The organism is Brevibacterium gallinarum (assembly GCF_014836885.1).
Taxonomy (GTDB): Bacteria; Actinomycetota; Actinomycetes; order Actinomycetales; family Brevibacteriaceae; genus Brevibacterium; species Brevibacterium gallinarum.
Genome location: NZ_JACSPY010000019.1, coordinates 30,136 through 52,279 on the forward strand (window position 1 = coordinate 30,136; position 22,144 = coordinate 52,279).

The window sequence follows — 22,144 nt, forward strand, 5'->3', positions numbered from 1 at the left end:
ACCAAAGCCTCAGCAGACCCCCATGAAGTTCTTCTGGATCGGTCCCATCAGCCTGTTCCTGCTCGTCCGGGAACGTATCTGCGAAGCCACCGCAGCCCGCCGCACCGAACCTGCCACCACAAACACTGCGGGAGAGTCTGAGCAACTGGCTGGTGCCCGCACATGAGGGCGTTCATCTACACGCGCTATGCCGAACCCAACCCCGCACAACGACACCGACAGTACGAGCAGTGCAAGACCCTCGCCGAACAACGCCGCTACCAAGTGATCGGCACAGCACACGACGATAGCCACCACCGTTCAGGACTGGCCACACTCATCGAGGGACTCCGTGCCCGCGACATCGACATCGTCCTCATCACCGACTACGCCTGCCTGGGACCCACGATTACTTCCTTAGCCGCGATGATGGACGAAATAGACCGCGCCGATGCTCGACTGCTCGCCTGCGCCGAACCTCTCCTGCCGCCCACCATCCTCGACATGCTCCTAATGCTGGTTCGGCGGCAAGGCCTATCCGGCGAGATCGAGAGTAGCTAGTGGCCTCGATATCAGAGATCTGAGGTGTTCAGACCAGCCCCATCCCAACCAGCACAAGAATTACGAGCCTCCCCGAAGCGCCTGGGAAAGAACTGAAACATCAAAGGCCGGGGGAGCTACCTGGACCGTAGGCTCCGCATTCGCTGCATTTTCCTTGTCTATTTCACTTCACGCTTTATCGTGGCACCTGAAGGGCCCCGGCGCGTAGCGAGAGTCCAAGATGCCAATGACTTAGTTTCCTGGCGAGACGCTCCATTGAGGCTAATAAATACTTCGAGAACACTCAGCAGGTCCTTACGCGTCAGCGACTCGTCTGAAGACTTGCGTAACTCACTGAGCGCTTCGTGAAGGAGGCTATCCGTGGGGCGAAGCTGAGGGCCGGTCCAGAAGTTCTGAAGGGTGAAAAGTAGCAGGATCACCGGTCCCAGAAGCGGCAGGAGATAGTGCAGAACGACATCACTCAAGAACCTGGTAAAGACAATCCCCGGGGAGGCGTAGTCCATGTAGTTCTCTGCTCCGGAATAACGATCTACAAACCAGCAGCGAAGGCTGGCGATGATAGCGATCAAACCAAGAGCGACAAGCACGACAAGGACCGGCCAGAGAGTATCAGCGGCTTCGACAGCGCCGGCGATACCGAGATAGCTCAAAGCTCGAAGACCCCATTTTCCCGGACGTCCAACGGCGAGCCCACACGTACCGGCAGACAACAGGATAAAAAACCATACTGCCCAAGGTGAATCAATGGTGGACCAAACTCCTGTGTTGACGTCTACCAGAGGGTTTCCCGGCAGCCCTGCCTCAACCCAGAGACTGCCGAACCATGAGGCAGGTCCCTCCCAGTGTGCATCAGACTGGTCGTAGGCCGGGATAGCTTCGAAGAAGAGCCAGATGCTCAGCAAGATCCAGATGATGTGCTCAGTGGCTCGGCTTAACCGGATGCCAAGCAGCTCAGCAGCACCAGTCTTAGCGGTGTCTTCGTTTGTCTCGGTCATTGTGGTTCCTCTCAGTAGATGGGCTCGATATAGAGAGTGAACCAGCAACGACTGACACAGATCGGGGCTGGCGGAGAGAACCTACTGGCTTCGTGGAATTAGAGGTGGTTCACCCAGAAGGTGCGGCGCGGGCCCGAAGTTCTGACCATGGCACACTAGGCCCCGAGTTCCTGCCGACCAGGACCTTCGGCCGTAGCGCCCGTCGTTGGACCTCATATCGGTTGCGATCCCCGGAGCATTCACGGTCAGATACTCCCCGACGGAGCCATAGTCGCCTTGGGCAACCCTCTTATCGATGTACTTCTTGAGCTCATCGGGAACGAAGACGCTGATGGAAGCACAGCGCGGCGGTGATGGGAGGCGATGTAGCCGAGCATCCGTTCCAGGTCGGGGCGGCCGGAAGAACGGGCGGATTCCTCGGCGTGAACGAACTCCACCACAAATCCGCCCCCCAACGCCTCAGCCTTGCGACCGTTGGCTTGGCGTTGCGCGGGGATGGAGGACCCCTCTCGATCTGCTCGTCGGTGAGTTCGACTGCGAGTTGGTGGAGAACGTATCGCTCCCACCGGTCCGCCGTCCACCGGTGAGGACGAACGTGCATGTTGGGAACGGCCCGTCGCTGCGGCAGATCGGGACGGTTTTGCGAGTCTTCCGATTCACCCGCCGTTCCGCCTTCATACGCTCCAGGGCCTCCTCAACGACCTAGTGTAGTTCTGCGACCGGATAGCCGGTTCAGAGATAACGAACGTGGTCGGGTATCGGCACGCCCGTCGGGCCCTTGAAGATCTGCGCATGTTCGGCCATAGGGTTCTCTCGATTCTCTCTTTTCGCTCGTTGTCCCTCGCGGACGCCCGCGACCGGATCCATGCGTGTCGCAAGTCTTGTACCCATTCGAGCATGGATAGCATCTACTCAGAGCACAGTCTGAGTGGAGGGGTGATGTGGATGACCCACGACGAGAGCCGTCTGCGGATTTCCCTCAAGAACTCCGATCAGTTCCTCGCGCTCTTTCACCCGCCGCTGCTTGACCGGCACAAAGTTGCACCGAAGGTCGATCTCTCGCTTTTCGTTCTGAAGATCGACGGCGGCGAGTTCGACTATGACAACCTCTACAAGCAGCTTGGGAATGCTTCGTACGCATACGTCCTCTCGCGAGTGAAGTTCGCTGGCCTCGAGCAGGGCAACGTGCACGAACTCACGAAGGCGGTTCAAGGGAGCTTCCGCGCCGTCCGTATCAACGACGGCGAGGGTGGCGAACTCTTGCTCTACTGCTTCCTGGAGTCCCACCTCGGTGCGCCGAAGCTGTTGTCTAAGATGGAGCTCAAGACTGACAATAACGACTACGTCAAGGGCGCGGACGGACTCCATCTCCTGCAGGTTCAACCAGGCGAATTTCACCTCATCTACGGCGAATCGAAGATGATCGCGGACTCGACGGAGCGCGGGTCCAGCTTCCGGAAGGCTATCGCGGACGCGATCTCCTCCGTGAAAAAGCTCCGGACAACCGGGCTTTCGAATGAGGTTAATCTCGTCGACTCGAACCTCATGAAGGAAGCCTTTTCCGGAGCCGAGCTTGCGTTCTTGAAATCTGTCTTGGTGCCGACCCGAAATGGTCCCGCCAAGGAATCCGCGTTTGGGCTCCTTCTCGGGTTTGAGATCGACACGGGCGACTGGCCGCTCATTGAGATGACTGCTGGGCAGTTTTCCGAGCGTGTTCACACCGAAGTACAGGCGATGGTCGAGGCGCGCTTCGAGTACATCAAAGACCAACTCGTCAACGCCGGCCTCGAAGGCTTCCACTTCTACATCTGGGCAATCCCGTTTATCAAGAACGGAGCAACAAATATCGACTCGGTGCGGAAATCGATTGTGGGGTACATCGCGTGACCCTCGCACAGGAGCTCGTGGCCGATGTGTGGGCGAGCGAATACTTTCTTGAACTGCAAGATCGGCTAGAACGAGACGTCGCGCAAGCGTTTGTGCGGCAGCCGTCCGCTGAGGGATTGTCTCCGGCAGAGGTCAATGATCTACTGAGGTTCGCAGATCTACTTTCATACGGCGACACCGCCGACGATCGGAACATGGCCTATCGGATCATCGCGCAAGTTTCGCAGTTGCATGCAATCGACTTCGAGCTGCGTGCCTACGCAACGGCGATCCTCTCCAAGCTCGGGAACTTTCCAGGGCTCGAGTACCTCCGAGAACTCGGCGGCGAACTGCCGGTACTACCCATCGAGCGTGAGATCGAGCGCCAGGCGAAGCTCCTTACGCAGAGCACGTCGGACGGCCAACTCGTGTTCACCGATGCGCAGTACGAGATCCGCCGTTCATTGGCAACATCCGACTTCTTCAGTTTCTCGGGACCAACCTCAATCGGTAAGTCGTTCATCCTGAAGGACTACATCAAGAGCTTGCTCGAGACAGAGGAGCTTGCGGGCAAGGCGATCGTCGTACTCGTGCCGACCCGGGCGCTCATCACTCAGCTGGTCGATGACTTCCGACGAGAAATCACCGACTCCCGTGTCCACGTCGGGGCGTTCCCACAGACAAGCCCGCTGTTGCAGCGACGGTTCGATCGCTCGGTGCTCGTGCTTACACCTGAGCGCTTGATCCGCTACCTGTCGAGCGGCAACGTGCCAGTGCGCTACCTCTTCGTCGACGAGGCACAGAAGATTGCTGCGGTGAAGGACGAGCGCAGCTCGCTGTATTACCACGCGATTTATGAAACGACTCGGCGGTACGCCACTCAGTTGGTATTTGCGTCTCCGAACATCCCCAATCCAGGCATCTTCCTCGAGATCTTCGGGCATACGGGGGAGGTGAGTCTGTCGATACAAGACCGGACTGTGTCTCAGAATCGGTACTACGTCAACCCCCATACTCAACAGGCGTCCTATTTCAAAGCTAGCTCATCGGGCGGTTCGCTCGAGGAGCACGAGCTCGAGCACCAACTTCCTGGAACCGTGAACGGTGTGCTGGCGACGCTCGGGGCGCAGGCCTCCAACCTGGTGTACTGCAATGGCACGGGTCCCACGGTCGAACTTGCGCTCGCCTTCGCGCTGAGCCGTCCGCTCGTCGCGCTAACGCCAGCGCTCGAATCGTTGATCGAGTTCGCATCGACTTCCGTGCACGTGGATTACTACTTGATCACGTGCCTGCGTCACGGCGTCGCGTTTCACCACGGACGTATGCCTCACGAGGTGCGTGCGCGCATCGAAGCGATGTTCCTCGATGGCTCTAGCCCGCTGGACTTCATCTTTTGCACGTCAACCTTGCTTGAAGGCGTGAACCTCCCTGCGAAGAATATTTTCGTTCTAACTGAGAAGCATGGAAGTGCACCTTTTGAGCAGGTCGACTTCGAAAACTTGGTCGGTCGCGCAGGCAGGCTTACGCGCGAGTTCACTGGCAACGTGATCTGCGTTCCCGTGGACAAGTCTCGCTGGACCGACAAAACACTCATCACCACAACCAGGCCATCGGAAGCGGTCAGCTTTCTCGTTGATAGCAACAAGCGTCGTACGAGCGAGTTCAACAACATCGGGCGGGTGCTCGCGGGAGAGGAAATCGCAAGTGGTTTCACGGTCGGGGCCCGCTCGAACCTCGCCACCTACGGTTCGCTGATCTTCCTGCACCATCTTGAGAACAATGAGTCGCCCCTGGTTGCGAAGTTCCTTGAGAGGAGCACGAGCGGTGCCGATCAGTTGGCGGCGGCTACAGAATCGACTCGTGTTCCCGCGGCAGTGGTCCGGGCATCACCGTCGATCAAGCTGAACTATCAACAGCGTGCGCTGGAGTACATTGAGACTCATCGTGAACGCACGCAGCTCTTTCCTGACATTGAGCAGATTGAGATCGGGCCGATGCTGGAGCTCTTGTACGACCTCTACGGCTGGGAGAAGGAGGAATCGGGCGGAAGAGACCCACTCATACCACCCGGTTTGATTCGGGCGGGATACGGCACCTCGCAGCTCAAGTACTGGGCGATGGTTGCAAACCACTGGGTCAAGGCTGAGCCGCTGAGCCGAATCATTAGCTACTCAATCCATTTCCACCAAGACCGTGGGTACATCTGGTTCAAGCTGAACGGCGTGCCGACGAAGGAGGATTTCGTCCGTTCGCCTCGCCACATCAACATCATCATTGAGCAGGTGATGACCGATATCGAGAACGGCCTCCGACACAAGATCTTCCGCTACCTCCAAAATTTCTTTGACTTAAGTCGCCATGTCCTGGGAGATGCAGCAGCCCCAAACTGGGCGGAACTGATCGAGTACGGCACGACCGATCAGCGCTCGATATCCTTGCAAAATTCGGGCTTCTCACGCGCGGCCGCAAAGCTGATCATCGAAGAGTACATCGACTTCGTTTCGTTTGACGCGCGACACGAACTCGATGAGATCGACATCGATGCCCTCCGCACAGCACTGCCCGAAGGCAACGAGCTCGCAGAGGAAATCCGCAGTGTCATCGCGGGATTCGTCGAACTGGCGGACCCATAGTCGCTGTTGCAGTGGTGAGCGCATCGCGCCAGCACGTGCTTACCCTTCAAGAGACCGGATCTCGTACGCCTTCTTCCCGAATCCTGGCGACCGCCGCGCCCCGGAAGCAAAGTTTCGGGGTTGTGGTGGTTGACCTCGCGGCGCAGCCGAGCCAGCTCTTCGAGATCATCGGTGGTGGGCCCAATCTCCTCGCCGGCATCCCGGCGGGCCTGCTTGGCCCAGTTGTTCATCGTGTGCGCCGAGACTCCCAGCTTCTGGCCGACAGCCTCAGCGGCAGCCTACCGGGAGGATTTGGTGATCCTCCATCATCCGCGCCGCCCGGTCCTTGAACTCCGGGGTGGAGAAACTCCTGGCCCCGCTCATTGTCCGATCCTCCTGAATCAAGTAGGTCGGAACAAAACCCAGGACGGTTCACCTGAAGCCCTACGGACTACAGGCCAAAACCCCTATCCTGTACACACAAAATGAGCATTAACCCCCGCTTTCGTCATTCACAGCAGGGTCAAAGCTGTTGGCCCAGTCAGTCCTTACCAACACTTAAGAGAGTAAGTGTTGGTCAAATCGGATCATGGCATCAGCAGCGGAGATGGTCATTCCTGTCGTTCCGGTCTCATCCGAGACTCTCGACTGGGTGCCTCGTGCGCCCGGTCTGTACTCCCGTGCCGAGGTGCGACGGCAGACGGGCCCCTATGAGGCGACCGTCTCGGCGGCCATCACCAGCTGGGCGCCCCACCTCACCAGTGAGATGACAGCCGACATCGAGGACGCACCGCGGCATCCTCGACGTCCTTGACGACTATGCCGCCGGGATCCGCCGCATCGCCGCCCACTGACCGCACACATGGCTCTGTCCGCATTCCCCTCAGCAGCGAACCGCCACTAATCTGGACACCGTGCCTCCCACGCAGACGACGACCAGCCCGCGGGCAACGGCGGCAGATCAGCTGCCGAACGCCCGTGCCGCCGTGCCCGTCATCGTGCTCACCGGCTACCTCGGCGCCGGCAAGACCAGCGTGCTCAACCATCTGCTGCGCCACCCGGCCGCCCGCATCGGGGTCATCGTCAACGATTTCGGCGAGCTCAACGTCGACGCCGGACTCATCAGCGGCCAGGTCGACGAACCGGTCTCGATCTCCGGCGGCTGCATCTGCTGCCTCACCGACGCCGGCGGTATGGAGGACGCTCTCATCGCCATGGCCGCACCCACTCTCGCCCTCGATGCGATCCTCGTCGAGGCGAGCGGATTCGCCGAGCCCCTCATCCTCGCCCGCATGATCTCCCGCTGGGGTCGTAGCCGCTTCCGCCTCGGCGGGCTCATCGACGTCATCGACGCCTGCGAGCACTTTACCACCATCGACGACGGCGACCTGCCGCCGGTCCGCTACGCCGCGGTCACCCTCGCCCTGGTCAACAAGCTCGACCTCGTTCCCCAAGCCGAACGCGAGCCCCGCCTGGCCCTCATCCGCAAGCGGGTGCACGCCCGCAATCCACGGGCCGCGGTGCTGGGCACAGTGCTCGGCCGCATCGACCCGCACCTGCTCTTCGACGGGGCTCCCGCTCCCGAGGCGCCGGGCACGTCTGCAGACCGGTCACCTGACGGCGAAACGGGCTGGCAGCAGGGGGAGCTGCCGCTGCACGAGCTGTTCATGGAGGCCTACACTGCCCGCGACGATGCCATGTTGGCCGAACTGGACACCCCAGTCTACGACCACATCCATGCGCACGCCGTCACCGTCGAAGTCCCCGGTGCCGTCGACGCCGATGCGGTGCTCGACCTGCTGGAGAACCTGCCGGCCGATGCCTACCGGGCCAAGGGCGTCATCGCTGTGCCGACAGGTCGCGGGACGCGCTCGTATGTGGTTCAGGCTGTCGGCCCGAACGTCTTCGCCGCCGCTTCAGACCGGCCGACTGAGGGCAGTGCGCTCGTCATCATCGGCGCAGAGCTGGATGAAGAGGCGGCTCAGGCCGCGGCGACTGCCGCACTGGCCGAGCTGCCAGCGGATGGCCCGGCGACACCGGGATTGGAGCGGATCCGCTCGCTCATCCGGCTGCACAGTTGAGCGGACTCACTCCTCTTGGAGCATGCCACCGAGCACACCGAGCATCTGGGTGCGTGCCGCACGGCCGCGCTCACCGCGATGCTCGTGGAACACGTCGATGAGATTCTCGATGAGCAGCATGAAAGACGCCCGCGAGGTGTGCAGCAGCTCATCGTGGAAACTGTCGCTGTCAGACGGCAGCAGCAGAAGCACGTCGGCAAGATCGGCGACGGGGGAGCCGGCAAACGATGTCAGCGCGATTGCCGTTGCCCCGCTGTCGCGTGCACTGCGCATCGCTTCGACCGTCGAACGATTGATCCCAGAGCCGGAGATGACAACGCAGACTGAATCTCTGCCGAGCTGGCGGGCGACAATCTGCTGAGCAACCGGGTCGGCGAAGTGCTCGGCTGAACGTCCGGCCGCCGTGAGCCGCAGAACGAGGTCGAGCCCGAGGGGGCTGGAGAGACCATTGGCGACGACGAGCACCCGGTCGGCGTTGTCGACGGCGGTGATGAACTGTTCCACCGCTTCCTCAGTCAGTGCCGAGACCGCATGCGGCAGCTGGGCGGCGAACCGCTGAGTCCGCGCACGAAGCTGGTCGAGTGCAGAGCCACTTGTCACCTCGGCTCCAGCGTGGGCCGAGGAACCGAGCGCGAGCTCTTGTGCGAGAGCGACCCGCAGCTGCGGATACCCGTCATAACCGAGTGTCTGCGCTGTGCGCACGACGGTTGAGCGGCCGACGCCGACCCGGGTCGCGAGTTCCTGTGCGGTGTTCTCGATGCAGGCCGCCGGGTCAGCGCGCACCGCTTCGGCGACCTGTCGCTCGGTCGGGTGCAGGGAGGGCGCCAGCGTCATGATGCGCACGCTGGGCAGGGTGTCAGGAGCTCCGTTCCATGCCACGAGGTTTGGCTCCTTCCATGATTCGGCGGCGAATGGCACCGGAAATGGTGTCCATGAGCATCGTCGCCAGGACGACGACGATGAGCAGCATGCCTACAGTGTCCCACTGCCTGTAGTTGGTGTAGTTCGACAGCATGCTGCCGATGCCGCCGGCACCGATGAGACCGAGCACCGCGGAGGTTCTGATGTTGATCTCGAAACGATAGAGTGCAAAGGACAGCAGTGATGCCTTCGCAGCTGGCCAGAGTGCCCAGCGAGCCACCTCCGCTGTGGATCCGCCGGCGGCTCGAACCGCTTCAGCGGAGCCGTCCTGCACTGATTCGATTGTTTCGTAGACCCATTTGCCTTGGGTGCCGATGCCGGCGATGCCGAGCGCGAGTGCACCGGTGAACGGCGTCAGGCCGGTGACGGCGAGCAGCAGAAGCGCGATGATCACCTCGGGTACGGCGCGGATGACGGCGAAGAGGCCGCGCAGCACGAACCTCAGCCAGGCCGGGCCGATGCCGTGCGCGGCGAGCATGCCGAGCGGGATTGAGATGACCACGCAGATGATCGCCCCGACCCATGCCATGGAGATCGAACGCCACGTCTCTTCGAGCGCACGCGGCAGCTTCTCCCAGTTTGGCGGGCCGAACATGAGCTGCAGGTAGTGCACGACCTGCGCGGGCACCCGGCCTAGATCTGTCCAGTCGATGCGCAGACCGGAAGCAGCGGCAAGGATGATGGCGCCGACGATGACGGTGATGATCGTCTGGCGGCCACGGCTGGGGCGTGCCGGTGCCTCCGGTGTGGCCGTGTGTGCGGCGGGCTGGCGTGCGGTGGTGGTTGGAGCGCTCATACCAGCCTCCGGCGCAGCAGGTTCGAGATGACTTCGATGATGATGACGACGACGAGGATTTCGAGGATGATCGCCGATACATCGTCATAGCGGAAGAAGGAGCGTCGTTCTTCGATGAGGCGGCCTATGCCGCCTGCGCCGACGAGCCCGAGGATCGCGGAAATGCGAACGTTGAGCTCGAGGACGTAGAGCCATTGATTCGCGAACAGAGGCATCACCTGCGGCAGGGCCGTCAGCCGGTTGATCTGCAGCTGGCTTCCCCCGGCCGCTCGCCCGGCCTCCATGTACCCGTGCTCCGAAGAATCGATGGCCTCGGAGACGAGCTTGACGATGATGCCGATGTCGAAGAGGAAGAGCGTAAGCACACCAGGCAAGGCGCCGGTGCCGACCATGACAACGAGGATTGAGGCGTAGACGAGGTCTGGAATCGAGCGGATGACATTGATGACCGTGCGTACGAACGTGCGCACGGGCCAGGACGGGTTCGTTGGTTTGGCGGCCCACAGGGTCAGTGGCACTGAAACGAGCGCGGCAGCGAAAGCGCCGACGATGGCCATCTGCAGAGTTTCCAGCATCGGGCCGACGGTCCGCGGCAGAAACGCGAAGTTCGGCTGCAGCAGCTGAACGAACTTGTTCCAGCCGTTGCGCCAGTGCTGGACGAAGGCGCCCAGATCGATATCGACCCCGCCGATCCCCGGTGTGCAGGCAAGCACGGTGAATGCGACGAACGCCGCGGCGATGAAGGCTGTCCGAACGTGGTTGCGCGGCTTCGGCGGCACGGTTGGCGTCGAACGCGCTGACGGCGCCGAAGATGCGTTTGCCGGGGCTGTGGCGGGGAGCTGGGAACTCATGGATGCTCTCCCAAAGAGGCGGCGTCGACAGGGTCGTCGCCGAGGGTGTCGCGGGCCTGGATCGGACGATCGTAGATCTCTTCGAACACCGCATCGGTGGCGTCTGCGGTTGGACCGTCGTAGACGATCTCTCCAGCGCGAAGCCCGATCATGCGGGTCGTGTACTGGCGGGCGAGGTCGATCATGTGGATGTTGACGAGCACGGTTAGGTGCCGCTCGGCGTTGATGCCCTGCAGATCGGCCATCACCGCATGCGCGGTGGGCGGATCGAGGCTGGCAACCGGTTCGTCAGCGAGCATCACCTGCGGTTCCTGTGTCAGCGCGCGGGCGATGGCCACCCGCTGCTTCTGCCCACCGGAGAGCGCGCCGGCGCGACTCCATACCTTCTCCAGCATCCCGACCGAGTCGAGGGCGCGCAGTGCGAGGTCCCGGTCCGCTTGAGTGTGCAGGCCGAACAGGCTGCGATACCACGGCGTATAGGCGAACCGTCCGACAAGTACGTTGTCCATGACGGAGGTGCGCTCGGCGAGATTGAAGCCCTGGAAGATCATGCCGATTCCGCCGCGCGCTCGACGCAGGGCCGAACCGCTGATGGAGGTGATCTCGTGCGGACCGACGTGCACGGTGCCCTCTGATGCGGCGACGAGACCGTTGATCGTGCGGATGAGGGTCGACTTGCCCGATCCGGAAAGACCGACGATCGAGACGATTTCACCGGGGGCAATGCTCATCGACACATTGCGCAGCCCGCGCGTGCCGTTTGGATACGTCACGGAGACGTTGTCGAGTTCGATATGCCACGGTGCGGCGGCCGGATTGCTTCCGGTCGCCGCACGGCCCGCATCAGAGTGCATGCAGAATGCCCTTCTTCAGGTGCCGAGTCTGGGACGGCAGAATGATCACTGCGAGAACTCCTCGAGGATCTCGCCGTAGCGCTGAATCTGGTCTTCTTCCAGCTCAGTGGTCCAGTCGGAGAGGTTGACGAGATCCTGCATGACGGTCTTGGCCTCATCGGAGGAATCCGCGTAGTTGTCCATCAGATCGGTGAGATTCTTCTTGAGGTCCTCTGGCAGATCCTGGGCCACAGCAACTCCGCCGTTGGGAATCATGTCCGAGTAGGCGAAAGCGACCGCCTTATCGCCGATGTCCGGGGTCTCCTGGAGCACCTCTGAGCGGGCGTCCCAGAAGGCGAACCCGACTTCGGCGTCTCCGTTGGCCACAGCGATGACGGCGTTGTTGTTGCCCTCGACCGGGATCTGCTCGATATCGGAGTCAGGATTGAGGCCCTGTTCCTTCATCGCAACGACCGGGTACTGGTAGCCCGCTGGCGAGGTGGTGGCCTGGACTGCGACCTTCGCACCCTTGGCCTTCTTGAGAGCTTCGAGACCCTTCGGTCCCTGTCCCGAGGCGCTGGAACTGGCCTCTTCGAGGCCGTTGCAGTACGTCAGCTCGGCATCTGCCGCCTGGTACGTCGCCTTGACCGGCTCGTCTTCGCAGTACTTGTCGGGTTCGTTGGTGACGGCCATCGAGGCGTAGGAGGTGGCTCCGAACCGGACGTCGCGAAGGATGAGCTCGGCGTTGTACTGGTTCATGGCGTTGTAGATCGAGCCAGCATCGGTGATGATGACCTGCGCCTGGTCCGAGCCGAGGGCTTCGACGGTGGCGGCGTAGTCGTTGGCGACGACTCCGTTGACCTCAATGTCGAGCTCTTCGCTGAGGTACTTCGTCAGCGGGTCGAGGGCTTCAGCAAGATCTTCACCCTGAATGGAGGGGACGAGCGAGATCGTGATGGAGTCGGGGTTGTCGGATGCGCTGGAGGCTGAACCGCAGCCTGCTGCGGTGATGGCAAAGGCGAGTGCTGCGGTGGAAGCGAGCAGAGGACGGATCATGACAGCCTGCTTTCTTTGGTTTGCAGTGGAGTGGAGGAGACTGACGCGGAGTGGGTCTGAGTCCAATGGAGGATTCCATCGCGCAGATCTGCCAGCGAGCTTCCGCGCATGGTGACGGGAGCTGCACTGTCGAACGCGGTCGCCCCGACGAGGGCGGTGTCTGCGCCCATCGCCCAGGCGGGCGCGAGATCGAACTCGACGATGTCGCCGATGGCGAGTACAGGACCGCGCACATAAGCATGCCGGGCGATGTCGACGAGCCCCAGGGGTTTGCCGACGTTGAAGTGCACGGCGTCGAAGCGCTCGCGCACTCCCCAGGAGTCGAGCACCTGATGGATGCTCTGCTCAGGGGCGTTGGTCGCCAGGATGAGTTCGGCATGCGGTGCGAGCGCGGCCAGGAAGCCATCGAGGTCCTCGATGGTTCTCACGGGTGCATCGGTGGTGCCGAGCTTCACCCGACTGCGTCGATACGCACCGGACAGCGTGTCCTCATCGACTCCATCAGCTGCAGCCAGCGAGCCGACGATGTCATAACCGTCGCGGTAGGTGCGGTCGCCGGAGTCGAAGTCCGCAAGTGCTTCATCGACGCGCGAGCGAAAATCCGCGCCGGCGAATGCGGCGGCTTCGTCGGCGTAGGCCAGGACAGGGCCATGCCCGATCGCCAGAGTGCCATCGAAGTCGAAGATGATGCTTGCTGCCACGGGGCTCCTTTGGGTTGTACGACCACAGCTGTGGACGTGCCGTCCACGATAAATAGACTGTATGAACGGAGCGACCACAGGAAGGTGAATTTGCGGTGACAGTGTCCAAACCGCATAGAAGTGCCCCGGCAGACGGAATCAGCCGGGGCAGGTGCAGCACATAGGAGGTGGCGGGTCAGTCCCCGCGCGCCAGCCGGCGAAGCGTCTCCTCCGTGTCATCGCTCAGCCCCGCAGCACCGGCTGCAATCGGACCACCGCGGGACTCTTCGAAGGCCAGAGCGTCGGCAAAGGTCTGTTCCAGCGGCCGGTGTGTCAACCCTCGGGCGCGTGCGGCATCAGCGCCGACGGTGCCGATGAAGGGCATGTCAGGGATCTCGGCCCACAGCGGCAGACTCTCCGGACCCATCCACATGCCCGCTCCGGCATCGGTGAGGAGCCCAGCGTCCACGGGCACGAACGCCACCTCCGTGCCGGCGGCCTGCTGCGCGGCGTCAAGCAGCTCTCCGAGAGTGGCTGTCGGTCCTGCAGCGTTGAAGATCCCCGTCGTCCGGTGCTCAGCACAGTGCACGATCCAATCGGCCAGGTCGGTGACGTCGAGCAGGCTGAGGGGGAATCCGATGTCCACCGGAACCACCACCTCGGGCCCGGTGGGATGTGCGAACCGCCACGGGTAGTAACCCGACCGACCCGTGTCATCGCCAGCACCGCCGAGCAGGCCGGGGCGGATAATGAGGTGCTGGGCAGCAAGCCGTTCGACAGCTGCCTCGCAGGCTGACTTCGCGGCACCGTAGTCAGTCGCGTCGTCGAGCTTGTCATCGGCCATTGCCGGGTGGATCGGCGCGGTCTCGTCAGGTTCGAAGATGTCGCCGCGCGCGTAGACGCTGGCCGAGGAGATGTAGATCCAGTGCGCGGCATCGACAGTGCCGAGCGCGTCGCGGACGAAGCCGGGGTGGCTCGTCAGATCGATCGCGACATCCCAGCGGCGGTCAGCCAACCGTTTCAACCCTTCAGAGGAATCGCGGTCGACGGCGATGAACTCCGCTGCCTCGGCAACGGGAGTCGTGCCGCGGCAGGCGCACGTGACGTGATGACCGGCTCCGGTGAAACCGGTGACGAGCTGACGGCCGAGCATGCCGTTGCCGCCGAAGAGAAGCACTGAGAGACTCATGCCCTCACGCTAGGGCTCGGGGCGACCAGTCACAATGCCGATCCGCTGTCAGCAGAAGGCGGGACGTGGAAGACAGGTTCATGAATGAGCAAAGCGCCTCACACTGAGCACAGTGCGGGGCGCTTCGTCGTTCAGCAGATGCGGGTGGTTCTCACCGTCCGGTCCAGCGCGGAGCGCGCTTCTCGGCGAACGCCGTGGCACCTTCGCGGGCGTCGTCGGACTCCATGACCGGGTCGCTGATGGCCGCCTGGCGGGTGAACTTCTCACCGGCCGGCCAGCCCGGGCTTTCGCTGATGATCTGCTTCGAAGCGCGCACAGCCAGCGGCCCGTTCGCGGCGATCCGCTCAGCCAGCGCGAGCGCACCGTCGAGTGCCTGGCCTTCAGGCACCAAGGCGTTGACAAAGCCGTGCTTCTCACCGAAGGCCGCCGGGTAGATGTCTCCGGTGAGCGCCATCTCCATTGCCACCGCCCGGTGGGTGCGCTCCGGCAGCGTCACGAGCCCGCCGGCTGCTGCGACGAGGCCGCGCTTGACCTCGGGGATGCCGAACTTCGCCGACTCCGAGGCGACGACGAGGTCGCAGGCGAGCATCGTCTCGAACCCGCCGGCCAGCGCGTAGCCTTCGACAGCGGCGATGAGCGGCTTGGCAGGCGGTGCCTCGGTCAGTGCCAGGAACCCGCGGCCGGGCAGGCCGGGCAGCTCACCGCGGACGAAGCCCTTGAGGTCCATCCCGGAGCAGAACGTTCCGCCGGCGCCGGTGAGCACGGCGACGCTGAGGCTGTCATCCGCATCGAAGCCGTCGATGATCCCGGCCATGAGCCGGGCCATCTCCGCAGTCGCGGCGTTCTTCGCCTCGGGCCGGTTGAGGGTGATGACGAGGACGCCGTCGCGGACCTCGGTGAGCACCTCGGGCTGTTCGATCATGAGCTGACTCCGAGCGTGGCGAGCATGTCGGCCTTGGCGGCCTCGTACTCATCGGCCAGGCGGGCGACGAGCTCACCGGCCGGCAGGGACGCATCGATCGTCCCGATGCCCTGACCCGAACCCCAGATGTCGCGCCAAGCCTTCGACTTCTCCGAGCCGCCGGAGCCGAAGTTCATCTTCGAGGGGTCGGATTCGGGCAGGTTGTCCGGGTCGAGGCCGGCGGCTTCGATGCTGCCGCGCAGGTAGTTGCCGTGCACGCCGGTGAAGAGGTTGGTGTAGACGATGTCGCTGGCAGTCGAGTCGACGATCATCTGCCGGTACCCGTCGGTCACCTGCGCCTCCGGGGTCGAGAGGAACGCCGAGCCGACATAGGCGAAGTCAGCCCCGGTAGCCTGGGCGGCAAGCACCGAACGGCCGTGGGCGAGTGCTCCGGAGAGTGCGATCGGGCCGTCGAACCAGGCGCGGACCTCGTTGAGGAACGCGAAGGGTGAGAGCATTCCGGCATGTCCGCCGGCGCCGGCGGCGACGAGGATGAGCCCGTCGGCGCCCTTCTCGATCGCCTTGTGCGCAAAGCCGTTGTGGATGACGTCATGGAGCACGATGCCGCCGTAGGAGTGCACGGCGTCATTGACCTCGGTGCGGGCGCCGAGTGAGGTGATGACGATCGGCACCTGGTGCTTGACGATCGTCTCCAGGTCAGCCTCGATGCGGTTGTTGGACCGGTGCACGATGAGGTTCGCTGCGACCGCCCCGACCGGCTTGTCCGGGTTCGCCTTCGCGAACGCCGCATTGGATTCTTCGATCTCGTGCAGCCATTCATCGAGCAGCTCGGCCGGGCGTGCGTTGAGCGTGGGGAACGCGCCGATGACACCGGCCTGGCACTGGGCGGTGACGAGCTGGGGACCGGAGGCGATGAACATCGGCGATGCGATGACCGGCAGCCGCAGGGGACGGGTGAGGACCTCGGGAAGAGCCATGTTTCTCCTCGTGAACGTCGGGGTGACCGAACGATTGTTAAGCGCTGTCGCCCACTACTGTAACCCACACCACGTGCAAGGCGGCGGACACCCGTTGGGGTGACCGCCGCCTCGGGAGCGGATGCCGGCTGTCGCCGGCGGGCCGATCAGGTGTCGGTGAAGTCCGGGTCGCGCTTCTCGACGAAGGCGGCCATGCCCTCGGACTGGTCGTTGGTCGCCAGTGCCGAGTGGAACAGGCGGCGCTCGAAGAGCAGGCCCTGCTGCAGCGTCGTCTCGAAGGAGGCGTTGACGGCCTCCTTGACCATCGCCGAGGCGATGCGGGACTTGCTAACGATCGTTGCGGCGATCTTGCGGGCCTCGTCCATCAGCTCGTCGTGCGGGACGACGCGGGCCACAAGCCCGGAGCGCTCGGCCTCCTCGGCGTCCATCATCCGGCCGGTCAGGCACAGGTCCATCGCCTTGGCCTTGCCGATCGCACGCGTCAGGCGCTGCGAGCCGCCCATGCCCGGCAGCACGCCGAGGTTGATCTCGGGCTGGCCGAACTTCGCCTTCTCCGAGGCGATGAGGATGTCGCACATCATCGCCACCTCACAGCCGCCGCCGAGTGCGAAGCCGTTGACCGCGGCGATCGTCGGCTTGCGCACCGCAGTCAGGCGGCTCCAGCCGGCGAAGAAGTCGGTCTTGAAGGCGGTGGCGAAGTCGAGTTCGGCCATCTGCTTGATGTCAGCACCGGCGGCGAAGGCGCGGTCGGTGCCGGTGATGATGATCGCCTTGACGGAGTCATCGGCGTCGAACTGCTCGGCTGCGGTCGCGATGTCCTCGAGCACCTGCTGGTTGAGGGCGTTGAGGGCCTTCGGGCGGTTGATAGTGATGACGGCGATGCCGTCGGCGGATTCGGTGAGGATCGTCTCGAAGTCGGTCATGAAAAAACCTTCCTGTCCTGTTCGGTGTTGAGGATCGCGTCGACTTCGGCCTGCTCGACCTCGCCGAGCGTGGCCGGGTTCCACTGCGGGTTGCGGTCCTTGTCGATGACCTGGGCACGGATGCCCTCGCGCAGATCCGGGCGGGCGGCGATCTCCGTGCCGGCCCGGAAGTCGCGCTCGAGCACCTCCTGCAGCGTCATCGTCTTCGCCGTCCGGATCATCTCGAAGGTCACTGCCAGCGACTGCGGGGACTTGGCCTTGATGACCTCAGCGGTCTTGGCGGCATCCTCATCGCCGTGGGCGAGGAGGGCTGCGAGGATCGCCTCGACGGAGTCGTGGGCGAAGCAGGTGTTGATCCACGCCTCAGCCTCGGCCAGCTCATTGGCCGGTGCCTCGCCGGCGAAGGAGGCCAGGGTCTCGACGGCTTTCGTGCCGTCGGCCTCGAGTGCTGAGATGAGCTCCTCGACCTTCTCCTGGGGCACGAAGGTGTCGGCCAGCCCGTAGGCCAGTGCGGCACCCGGTCCGATCGGCAGGCCGGTCAGGCCCATGTACATGCCGATCTCACCGGGGGTCTGGGCGAGCAGGTAGGTGCCGCCGATGTCGGGGAACAGGCCGATGCCGGTCTCGGGCATGCCCAGCTTCGTCGTCTCGGTCACCACGCGGTGCGAGCCGTGGACGGAGACGCCGACGCCGCCGCCCATCGTGATGCCGTGCATGATCGCGATGTAGGGCTTGGGGTAGCCGGCGATGTCGAAGTTCATCCGGTACTCCTCGGCCCAGAAGTCCTGGGATTCGGAGGTGCCGGCGACCAGATCCTGGTAGATCGCCTTGATGTCGCCGCCGGCGCACAGGCCGCGGTCTCCGCGGCCGGTGATGAGCACAGCGGCGACGGCGTCATCGTCGCGCCATGCGTTGAGTGCGCTGTCGATGGAGGCGACCATGTCGCGGCCGAGGGCGTTGATCGCCTTGGCCTTGTTCAGCTCGATGCGGCCGAGGCCGTTCACCACGCGTGTGATGACGAGCGCGTCGTCAGATGACGTCATTTATCCCACTCCTGTGCTCTTGCGGGAGATGATGACCCGCATGATCTCGTTCGTGCCTTCGAGGATCTGGTGGACGCGCAGATCGCGCACCAGCTTCTCGATTCCATACTCGTTGAGATAACCGTATCCGCCAAACAGCTGCAGGGCTTCGTTGGCGACCTCGAAGCCGGCATCGGTCGCCGCCAGCTTCGCCATCGACGCCAGCAGCGAGGTGTTCGGATCCCCGGCATCGTAGGCGGCTGCGGCCCGGCGCAGCAGGGAGCGGGCGGCTTCGAGCTTCGTCTGCATGTCCGCCAGCCGGAAGCGCAGCGCCTGGAAGCCGTTGAGCTCGGTGCCGAAGGCCTGCCGCTCACCCATGTACGTGATGGCCTTCTCCAGTGCGGACTGCCCGCCGCCGAGCGAGCAGGCGCCGATGTTGAGGCGGCCGCCGTCGAGGCCGGACATCGCGATCTTGAAGCCCTCGCCCTCCTCGCCCAGGCGGTTCTCGACCGGCACCTTGACGTTCTCCATGAACACCTGGCGGGTCGGCTGGGCGTTCCAGCCCATCTTGATCTCATTGGGCCCGAAGTCGAAGCCCTCGGTGCCCTTCTCGACGATGAACGTCGAGATGCCGCGCGATCCCTCCTGGCCGGTGCGGGCCATGACGAGGTAGATCTCCGACGTTCCGGCACCGGAGATGAACTGCTTGACGCCGTTGAGCACATAGTGGTCGCCGTCGAGCCGGGCGGTGGTGCGCAGGGCTGCGGCATCGGAGCCGGCGTTGGGTTCGGTCAGGCAGTAGGAGCCGAGCTTCTCGAAGGCCACCAGTGGCTGGAGGTACTTCTCCTTCTGCTGCTCATTGCCGTACTTATCGACCATCCACGCGACCATGTTGTGGATGGAGATGTAGGAGGCCACCGACGGGCAGCCGGTCGACAGGGCCTCGAAGATGAGAGCGGCATCGAGCCGGCCGAGTCCCACGCCGCCGGATTCCTCAGAGACGTAGATGCCGCCCATGCCGAGCTCGGCGGACTTCTGGATGACGTCGACGGGGAAGTGCTTGTTGGCATCCCAGTCAAGGGCGTGCGGAGCGATCTCGGCATCGGCGAAATCGCGGCACATATTGGACAGTTCGATCTGGTCGTCGGTCAGCCCGAATGTCAGAGCGGACGCGGTTGAGCGTGCCATCGTGGCTCCTTCTGCTGTGGGTCGTGCCGTGCACCAGCGGACGTGCGGCAGCCGCGGAGTGCACGACCGGTCTGTGTCCAGGGTAGTGAAGATTACTTGGACGTCCAACTAATTCTGCTTCGGCACCATTGTGCCATCCGCCCCCGAGGCGGTGGGCACCCAGGTGCTGCGGACTGGGGTCTGGCAGGTGGTGGCGGTAGGCTGTCGGTGCGACCGCGGTCACCCTGCCGCAGTCTGCCGGCCCCCTCTATCCCCAGAGACATCCCCGGAAGGTCATCCCCATGGTCTCCTCGCAGACTCTCAGCCTCGCCCACCGGCGGGCAGCCGCCGCCTGGGCTGCCGACTGCGCCGCGCGTGTGCTGCCCTTGTTCGAGGCCGAGACATCCGATGAGCGGATTCGCGATGCGATCGAGCGCGCCTACGCCTTCAGTCGCGGCGAGCTCGGGGCCGCCGGTCAGGTCCAGTGCCGCGTCGACGCCGTGCGCGCGGCCAGCTCCGCGAGTTCACCGGCGGGGGCGGCTGCAGCCCGGGCTGCAGCGCAGGCAGCTGCGGTGGCGCATATGGGAGCCCACGCGCTCGGTGCTGCCGCTTATGCGGCACAGGCCGCCGGGCTTGCACTGCCGGCCGATCCCGAGGCGGTCGATGACGAGGTGCGCTGGCAGCTCGGCGTCTTGACACCCCATGCCCGCACTGCGCTGCGTCAGCTGCCGCGGCTGGGCACCGACGACGGCGGGCCGCTGGGATCCGGGCTGCTGACGACCGGCGTGCGCGGTCAGGTCATCTCCATCATCCAGGCCCACTCCTGCGCGCATTGATGCGCCCGATGAGGGGCATCAGTCCCGGGCGGAGCCGTCGAGACCAGCGCGCAGAGCGCTGAGCTCACCGAGCAGCCGGCTGACATCGGCTGGTGCGAGACCGGGCTGTTCGAATACGTCCCGGTTGAGGTCGGCAGTCGCCTCGGTCACGAGCTGACGGCCGGCCTCAGTGATCTCGACGAGCGTCGTGCGCCCGTCGGCCGGATGCGGGCGGCGGGCGACCAGGCCGGCGGCCTCCAGTCTGTCGACCGAGTTCGTCGTCGAGGTCGCGTGCACCTGCAGGCGCTTGGTGATCTTGTTCATCGGCAGGCTGCCGCGACGGGTGAAGGACAGCAGGGCAAGCACTTCATAGCGGGAGAAGGTCAGCCCCAGCGGCCGCAGCGTCTGATCGACCCGGGCGAGCAGCAGCTGGTGGGCGCGCATGATGGAGATGACGAGCGTCATGCCGTCGGCAGCGTCGGTCCAGCCATGGGCAAGCCACTGCCTGCGCGACTCGTCGATCGGGTCGAACTCCCGTTCCACGTCGTTCCTCCTGCCGAATCTGCTCACCTGCGAACACTTGGCACCAGCATACTGACGTGGCACGATCAGGTTATGTGCGGACGACTGAACATGGCGACTGATCCACACGACATCGTCGCTGAGCTCGGCATCGATGTCGTCGACTACACGTTCGCGCCCCGCTACAACGTCCCTCCGGGTGCCGCCCTGCCGATCGTCGCCGAACGCGTTGAGGACTCAGGCGAGGTCATCCGCCGGCTCGAGACTGCCCGTTGGGGACTGGTGCCCGGCTGGGCGAAAGAAGAGAAGATCGGCTTCAAGGCGTTCAACGCCCGTGCCGAGACAGTGCACGAGAAGCCGATGTTCCGCCACGCCTTCGCCTCCCAGCGCTGCATCATCCCGGTCACCGGCTACTACGAATGGGAGAAGACCGAGACCGGCAAGCAGCCGTGGCTCATGCAGGCCGAGGCCGAACGCCCTCTTTACATGATCGGGCTCTTCGAGTTCCGGCGCCGGCCCGACCTCGACGGGCAGGTCGTGACCGACCCGGCCATCAAGAACGGGTGGCTCGTCTCGACCACGATCATCACCTGTCCTTCGACAGGACACCTGGCCGATGTGCATGACCGGATGCCGGTGATGGCCCAGCCTGAGGCCCTCGGCGACTGGCTGGATCCTTCACACGAAAGCGACAGCGCGCGCGCCGTGCTCGACGGTCTCATCACCGGCTTCGACCCAGCATCGGTCGAACGCGTCAAAGTCTCAGCAGCGGTCGGGAACGTGAGAAACCAGGATCCCGCGGTCGCGCAGCCTGTCGAATGAAGCTGCCAGGCGGCCATGATCGGCACCAGTAAGCCGATCCTGCGGACAGCGCGGCAGCGGCCGGACAGACCTGTGACGAAGGGCACAGCGTTCCGAGTTGCATCGGCACTCCGCAGGGGTCTAAGTTAGTACTCGTTGCCCAGCGCGACGGACGCAAGTCCAAGTGCTCTGACCAGGCAAAACGCTTGGAAAGCAGGGCAGTTCTGCTCCACGTCGGAGGGGATGGAGGCATCATCCGGAAGACGGACCAGCGGGCAGGTGAGCGAGATCGCAGACAGCGACTTGCACACCGGGTCGCAGATGGTCTAGAGTAGAAAACCGCCCGCCTCGCAGGGCGGCTGCGGAAACGCAGCGAAAGCGAGGCCACCCACACGAACTTCACGACACGGCGAAACGCCGAGTTGACAGAGTCCGAGTGGGAGGTAAGATGGAGAAGTTGCCTCGATGAGGCCGGCGCAAGCCAGGCGGAGTCGATGAGCGTCTGTTCTTTGAGAACTCAATAGCGTGTTTGTTTGTTTTTGTGATGCCAGAATTTTTTGTTTCTGGTTGAAGCA

22 protein-coding genes are annotated in these 22,144 nt (G+C 63.6%); 8 read left to right on the plus strand and 14 right to left on the minus strand.

The genetic code is table 11. From position 1 onward, the window contains the following. Positions 1-22: 22 nt before the first annotated feature. Together H9634_RS13315 and H9634_RS13320 are read left to right on the plus strand one after the other, a co-directional pair. Positions 23-166 (plus strand): hypothetical protein, encoded by a 144-nt coding sequence (locus H9634_RS13315; RefSeq protein WP_191727293.1) that lies wholly within the window; start codon positions 23-25, stop codon positions 164-166. Continuing rightward, complete coding sequence (locus H9634_RS13320) at positions 163-540, plus strand: recombinase family protein (protein WP_191727294.1); 378 nt, start codon at positions 163-165, stop codon at positions 538-540. The genes H9634_RS13315 and H9634_RS13320 overlap by 4 nt, the downstream gene beginning before the upstream one ends. 158 nt (positions 541-698) lie before the next feature. On the opposite strand, the gene H9634_RS13325 is transcribed toward H9634_RS13320, so the two are convergent. Then, positions 699-1,535, minus strand: coding sequence for a hypothetical protein (locus tag H9634_RS13325; RefSeq protein ID WP_191727295.1), 837 nt, complete (start codon positions 1,533-1,535; stop codon positions 699-701). A gap of 897 nt (positions 1,536-2,432) precedes the next feature. Between H9634_RS13325 and H9634_RS13330 the strand changes: the two genes are divergently transcribed. The 4 genes from H9634_RS13330 to H9634_RS13345 all read left to right on the plus strand — a co-directional run bounded on the left by H9634_RS13330 (position 2,433) and on the right by H9634_RS13345 (position 8,094). Further along, entirely contained in the window at positions 2,433-3,422 is a 990-nt protein-coding gene (locus H9634_RS13330; protein ID WP_191727296.1) for a HamA C-terminal domain-containing protein, read from the plus strand. Beyond that, positions 3,419-6,034 carry a DEAD/DEAH box helicase gene (locus tag H9634_RS13335; RefSeq protein WP_191727297.1) on the plus strand — a complete coding sequence of 872 codons (2,616 nt, stop codon included), beginning with the start codon at positions 3,419-3,421 and terminating at the stop codon, positions 6,032-6,034. The genes H9634_RS13330 and H9634_RS13335 overlap by 4 nt, the downstream gene beginning before the upstream one ends. Positions 6,035-6,602: 568 nt before the next feature. Then, the gene (locus H9634_RS13340; protein ID WP_191727298.1) at positions 6,603-6,827 is read left to right on the plus strand and encodes a hypothetical protein; all 225 of its coding nucleotides are present in this window, start codon (positions 6,603-6,605) and stop codon (positions 6,825-6,827) included. 100 nt (positions 6,828-6,927) lie between these two features. Next, a complete protein-coding gene (locus H9634_RS13345) occupies positions 6,928-8,094 on the plus strand; it encodes a CobW family GTP-binding protein (RefSeq protein WP_318245122.1) in 1,167 nt (388 codons plus the stop codon). Positions 8,095-8,100: 6 nt separating this feature from the next. Here the strand turns inward: H9634_RS13345 and H9634_RS13350 are convergent, their stop codons facing one another. The 12 genes from H9634_RS13350 to H9634_RS13405 all read right to left on the minus strand — a co-directional run bounded on the left by H9634_RS13350 (position 8,101) and on the right by H9634_RS13405 (position 19,452). After that, entirely contained in the window at positions 8,101-8,973 is an 873-nt protein-coding gene (locus H9634_RS13350; protein WP_318245123.1) for a MurR/RpiR family transcriptional regulator, read from the minus strand. Next, positions 8,951-9,811, minus strand: a complete 861-nt coding sequence (gene phnE, locus H9634_RS13355; RefSeq protein ID WP_191727299.1) for a phosphonate ABC transporter, permease protein PhnE — start codon at positions 9,809-9,811, stop codon at positions 8,951-8,953. Before phnE (H9634_RS13355) ends, H9634_RS13350 begins: the two co-directional genes overlap by 23 nt. Continuing rightward, positions 9,808-10,662, minus strand: a complete 855-nt coding sequence (phnE, locus tag H9634_RS13360; protein ID WP_191727300.1) for a phosphonate ABC transporter, permease protein PhnE — start codon at positions 10,660-10,662, stop codon at positions 9,808-9,810. The genes phnE (H9634_RS13355) and phnE (H9634_RS13360) overlap by 4 nt, the downstream gene beginning before the upstream one ends. After that, positions 10,659-11,516 carry a phosphonate ABC transporter ATP-binding protein gene (gene phnC / locus H9634_RS13365; RefSeq protein ID WP_191727301.1) on the minus strand — a complete coding sequence of 286 codons (858 nt, stop codon included), beginning with the start codon at positions 11,514-11,516 and terminating at the stop codon, positions 10,659-10,661. The genes phnE (H9634_RS13360) and phnC overlap by 4 nt, the downstream gene beginning before the upstream one ends. 45 nt (positions 11,517-11,561) lie before the next feature. Further along, entirely contained in the window at positions 11,562-12,551 is a 990-nt protein-coding gene (phnD, locus tag H9634_RS13370; protein WP_191727302.1) for a phosphate/phosphite/phosphonate ABC transporter substrate-binding protein, read from the minus strand. Beyond that, complete coding sequence (locus H9634_RS13375; protein ID WP_191727303.1) at positions 12,548-13,252, minus strand: HAD family hydrolase; 705 nt, start codon at positions 13,250-13,252, stop codon at positions 12,548-12,550. The genes phnD and H9634_RS13375 overlap by 4 nt, the downstream gene beginning before the upstream one ends. A 175-nt stretch (positions 13,253-13,427) precedes the next feature. Next, entirely contained in the window at positions 13,428-14,420 is a 993-nt protein-coding gene (locus tag H9634_RS13380) for an NAD-dependent epimerase/dehydratase family protein (protein ID WP_191727304.1), read from the minus strand. Between the two features lie 151 nt (positions 14,421-14,571). Continuing rightward, positions 14,572-15,342, minus strand: a complete 771-nt coding sequence (locus tag H9634_RS13385; RefSeq protein WP_191727305.1) for a crotonase/enoyl-CoA hydratase family protein — start codon at positions 15,340-15,342, stop codon at positions 14,572-14,574. Next, positions 15,339-16,319 (minus strand): NAD(P)H-dependent flavin oxidoreductase, encoded by a 981-nt coding sequence (locus tag H9634_RS13390; protein WP_191727306.1) that lies wholly within the window; start codon positions 16,317-16,319, stop codon positions 15,339-15,341. Before H9634_RS13390 ends, H9634_RS13385 begins: the two co-directional genes overlap by 4 nt. A gap of 146 nt (positions 16,320-16,465) precedes the next feature. Further along, a complete protein-coding gene (locus tag H9634_RS13395) occupies positions 16,466-17,242 on the minus strand; it encodes an enoyl-CoA hydratase (protein WP_191727307.1) in 777 nt (258 codons plus the stop codon). Then, complete coding sequence (locus H9634_RS13400; RefSeq protein WP_191727308.1) at positions 17,239-18,285, minus strand: enoyl-CoA hydratase/isomerase family protein; 1,047 nt, start codon at positions 18,283-18,285, stop codon at positions 17,239-17,241. Before H9634_RS13400 ends, H9634_RS13395 begins: the two co-directional genes overlap by 4 nt. Next, positions 18,286-19,452 carry an acyl-CoA dehydrogenase family protein gene (locus tag H9634_RS13405; RefSeq protein ID WP_191727309.1) on the minus strand — a complete coding sequence of 389 codons (1,167 nt, stop codon included), beginning with the start codon at positions 19,450-19,452 and terminating at the stop codon, positions 18,286-18,288. A gap of 281 nt (positions 19,453-19,733) precedes the next feature. Here H9634_RS13405 and H9634_RS13410 point away from each other — a divergent pair, with 281 nt between their 5' ends. Further along, positions 19,734-20,267 carry a putative immunity protein gene (locus H9634_RS13410; protein ID WP_191727310.1) on the plus strand — a complete coding sequence of 178 codons (534 nt, stop codon included), beginning with the start codon at positions 19,734-19,736 and terminating at the stop codon, positions 20,265-20,267. A gap of 18 nt (positions 20,268-20,285) precedes the next feature. Here the strand turns inward: H9634_RS13410 and H9634_RS13415 are convergent, their stop codons facing one another. Further along, positions 20,286-20,789, minus strand: coding sequence for a MarR family winged helix-turn-helix transcriptional regulator (locus H9634_RS13415; RefSeq protein WP_170274548.1), 504 nt, complete (start codon positions 20,787-20,789; stop codon positions 20,286-20,288). Between the two features lie 72 nt (positions 20,790-20,861). Here H9634_RS13415 and H9634_RS13420 point away from each other — a divergent pair, with 72 nt between their 5' ends. Beyond that, the gene (locus tag H9634_RS13420; protein ID WP_175294118.1) at positions 20,862-21,590 is read left to right on the plus strand and encodes an SOS response-associated peptidase; all 729 of its coding nucleotides are present in this window, start codon (positions 20,862-20,864) and stop codon (positions 21,588-21,590) included. Positions 21,591-22,144 lie beyond the last annotated feature (554 nt).

Excerpts from the sequence above, each read along its gene's own strand:
- H9634_RS13315 (WP_191727293.1), top strand. The coding sequence starts at position 23 with ATGAAGTTCTTCTGGATCGGTCCCATCAGCCTGTTCCTGCTCGTCCGG.
- H9634_RS13320 (WP_191727294.1), top strand. The coding sequence starts at position 163 with ATGAGGGCGTTCATCTACACGCGCTATGCCGAACCCAACCCCGCACAA.
- H9634_RS13325 (WP_191727295.1), bottom strand. The coding sequence starts at position 1,535 with ATGACCGAGACAAACGAAGACACCGCTAAGACTGGTGCTGCTGAGCTG.
- H9634_RS13330 (WP_191727296.1), top strand. The coding sequence starts at position 2,433 with ATGGATAGCATCTACTCAGAGCACAGTCTGAGTGGAGGGGTGATGTGG.
- H9634_RS13340 (WP_191727298.1), top strand. The coding sequence starts at position 6,603 with ATGGCATCAGCAGCGGAGATGGTCATTCCTGTCGTTCCGGTCTCATCC.
- phnE (WP_191727299.1), bottom strand. The coding sequence starts at position 9,811 with ATGAGCGCTCCAACCACCACCGCACGCCAGCCCGCCGCACACACGGCC.
- phnE (WP_191727300.1), bottom strand. The coding sequence starts at position 10,662 with ATGAGTTCCCAGCTCCCCGCCACAGCCCCGGCAAACGCATCTTCGGCG.
- phnC (WP_191727301.1), bottom strand. The coding sequence starts at position 11,516 with ATGCACTCTGATGCGGGCCGTGCGGCGACCGGAAGCAATCCGGCCGCC.
- phnD (WP_191727302.1), bottom strand. The coding sequence starts at position 12,551 with ATGATCCGTCCTCTGCTCGCTTCCACCGCAGCACTCGCCTTTGCCATC.
- H9634_RS13380 (WP_191727304.1), bottom strand. The coding sequence starts at position 14,420 with ATGAGTCTCTCAGTGCTTCTCTTCGGCGGCAACGGCATGCTCGGCCGT.
- H9634_RS13385 (WP_191727305.1), bottom strand. The coding sequence starts at position 15,342 with ATGATCGAACAGCCCGAGGTGCTCACCGAGGTCCGCGACGGCGTCCTC.
- H9634_RS13390 (WP_191727306.1), bottom strand. The coding sequence starts at position 16,319 with ATGGCTCTTCCCGAGGTCCTCACCCGTCCCCTGCGGCTGCCGGTCATC.
- H9634_RS13395 (WP_191727307.1), bottom strand. The coding sequence starts at position 17,242 with ATGACCGACTTCGAGACGATCCTCACCGAATCCGCCGACGGCATCGCC.
- H9634_RS13400 (WP_191727308.1), bottom strand. The coding sequence starts at position 18,285 with ATGACGTCATCTGACGACGCGCTCGTCATCACACGCGTGGTGAACGGC.
- H9634_RS13405 (WP_191727309.1), bottom strand. The coding sequence starts at position 19,452 with ATGGCACGCTCAACCGCGTCCGCTCTGACATTCGGGCTGACCGACGAC.
- H9634_RS13410 (WP_191727310.1), top strand. The coding sequence starts at position 19,734 with ATGGTCTCCTCGCAGACTCTCAGCCTCGCCCACCGGCGGGCAGCCGCC.
- H9634_RS13420 (WP_175294118.1), top strand. The coding sequence starts at position 20,862 with ATGTGCGGACGACTGAACATGGCGACTGATCCACACGACATCGTCGCT.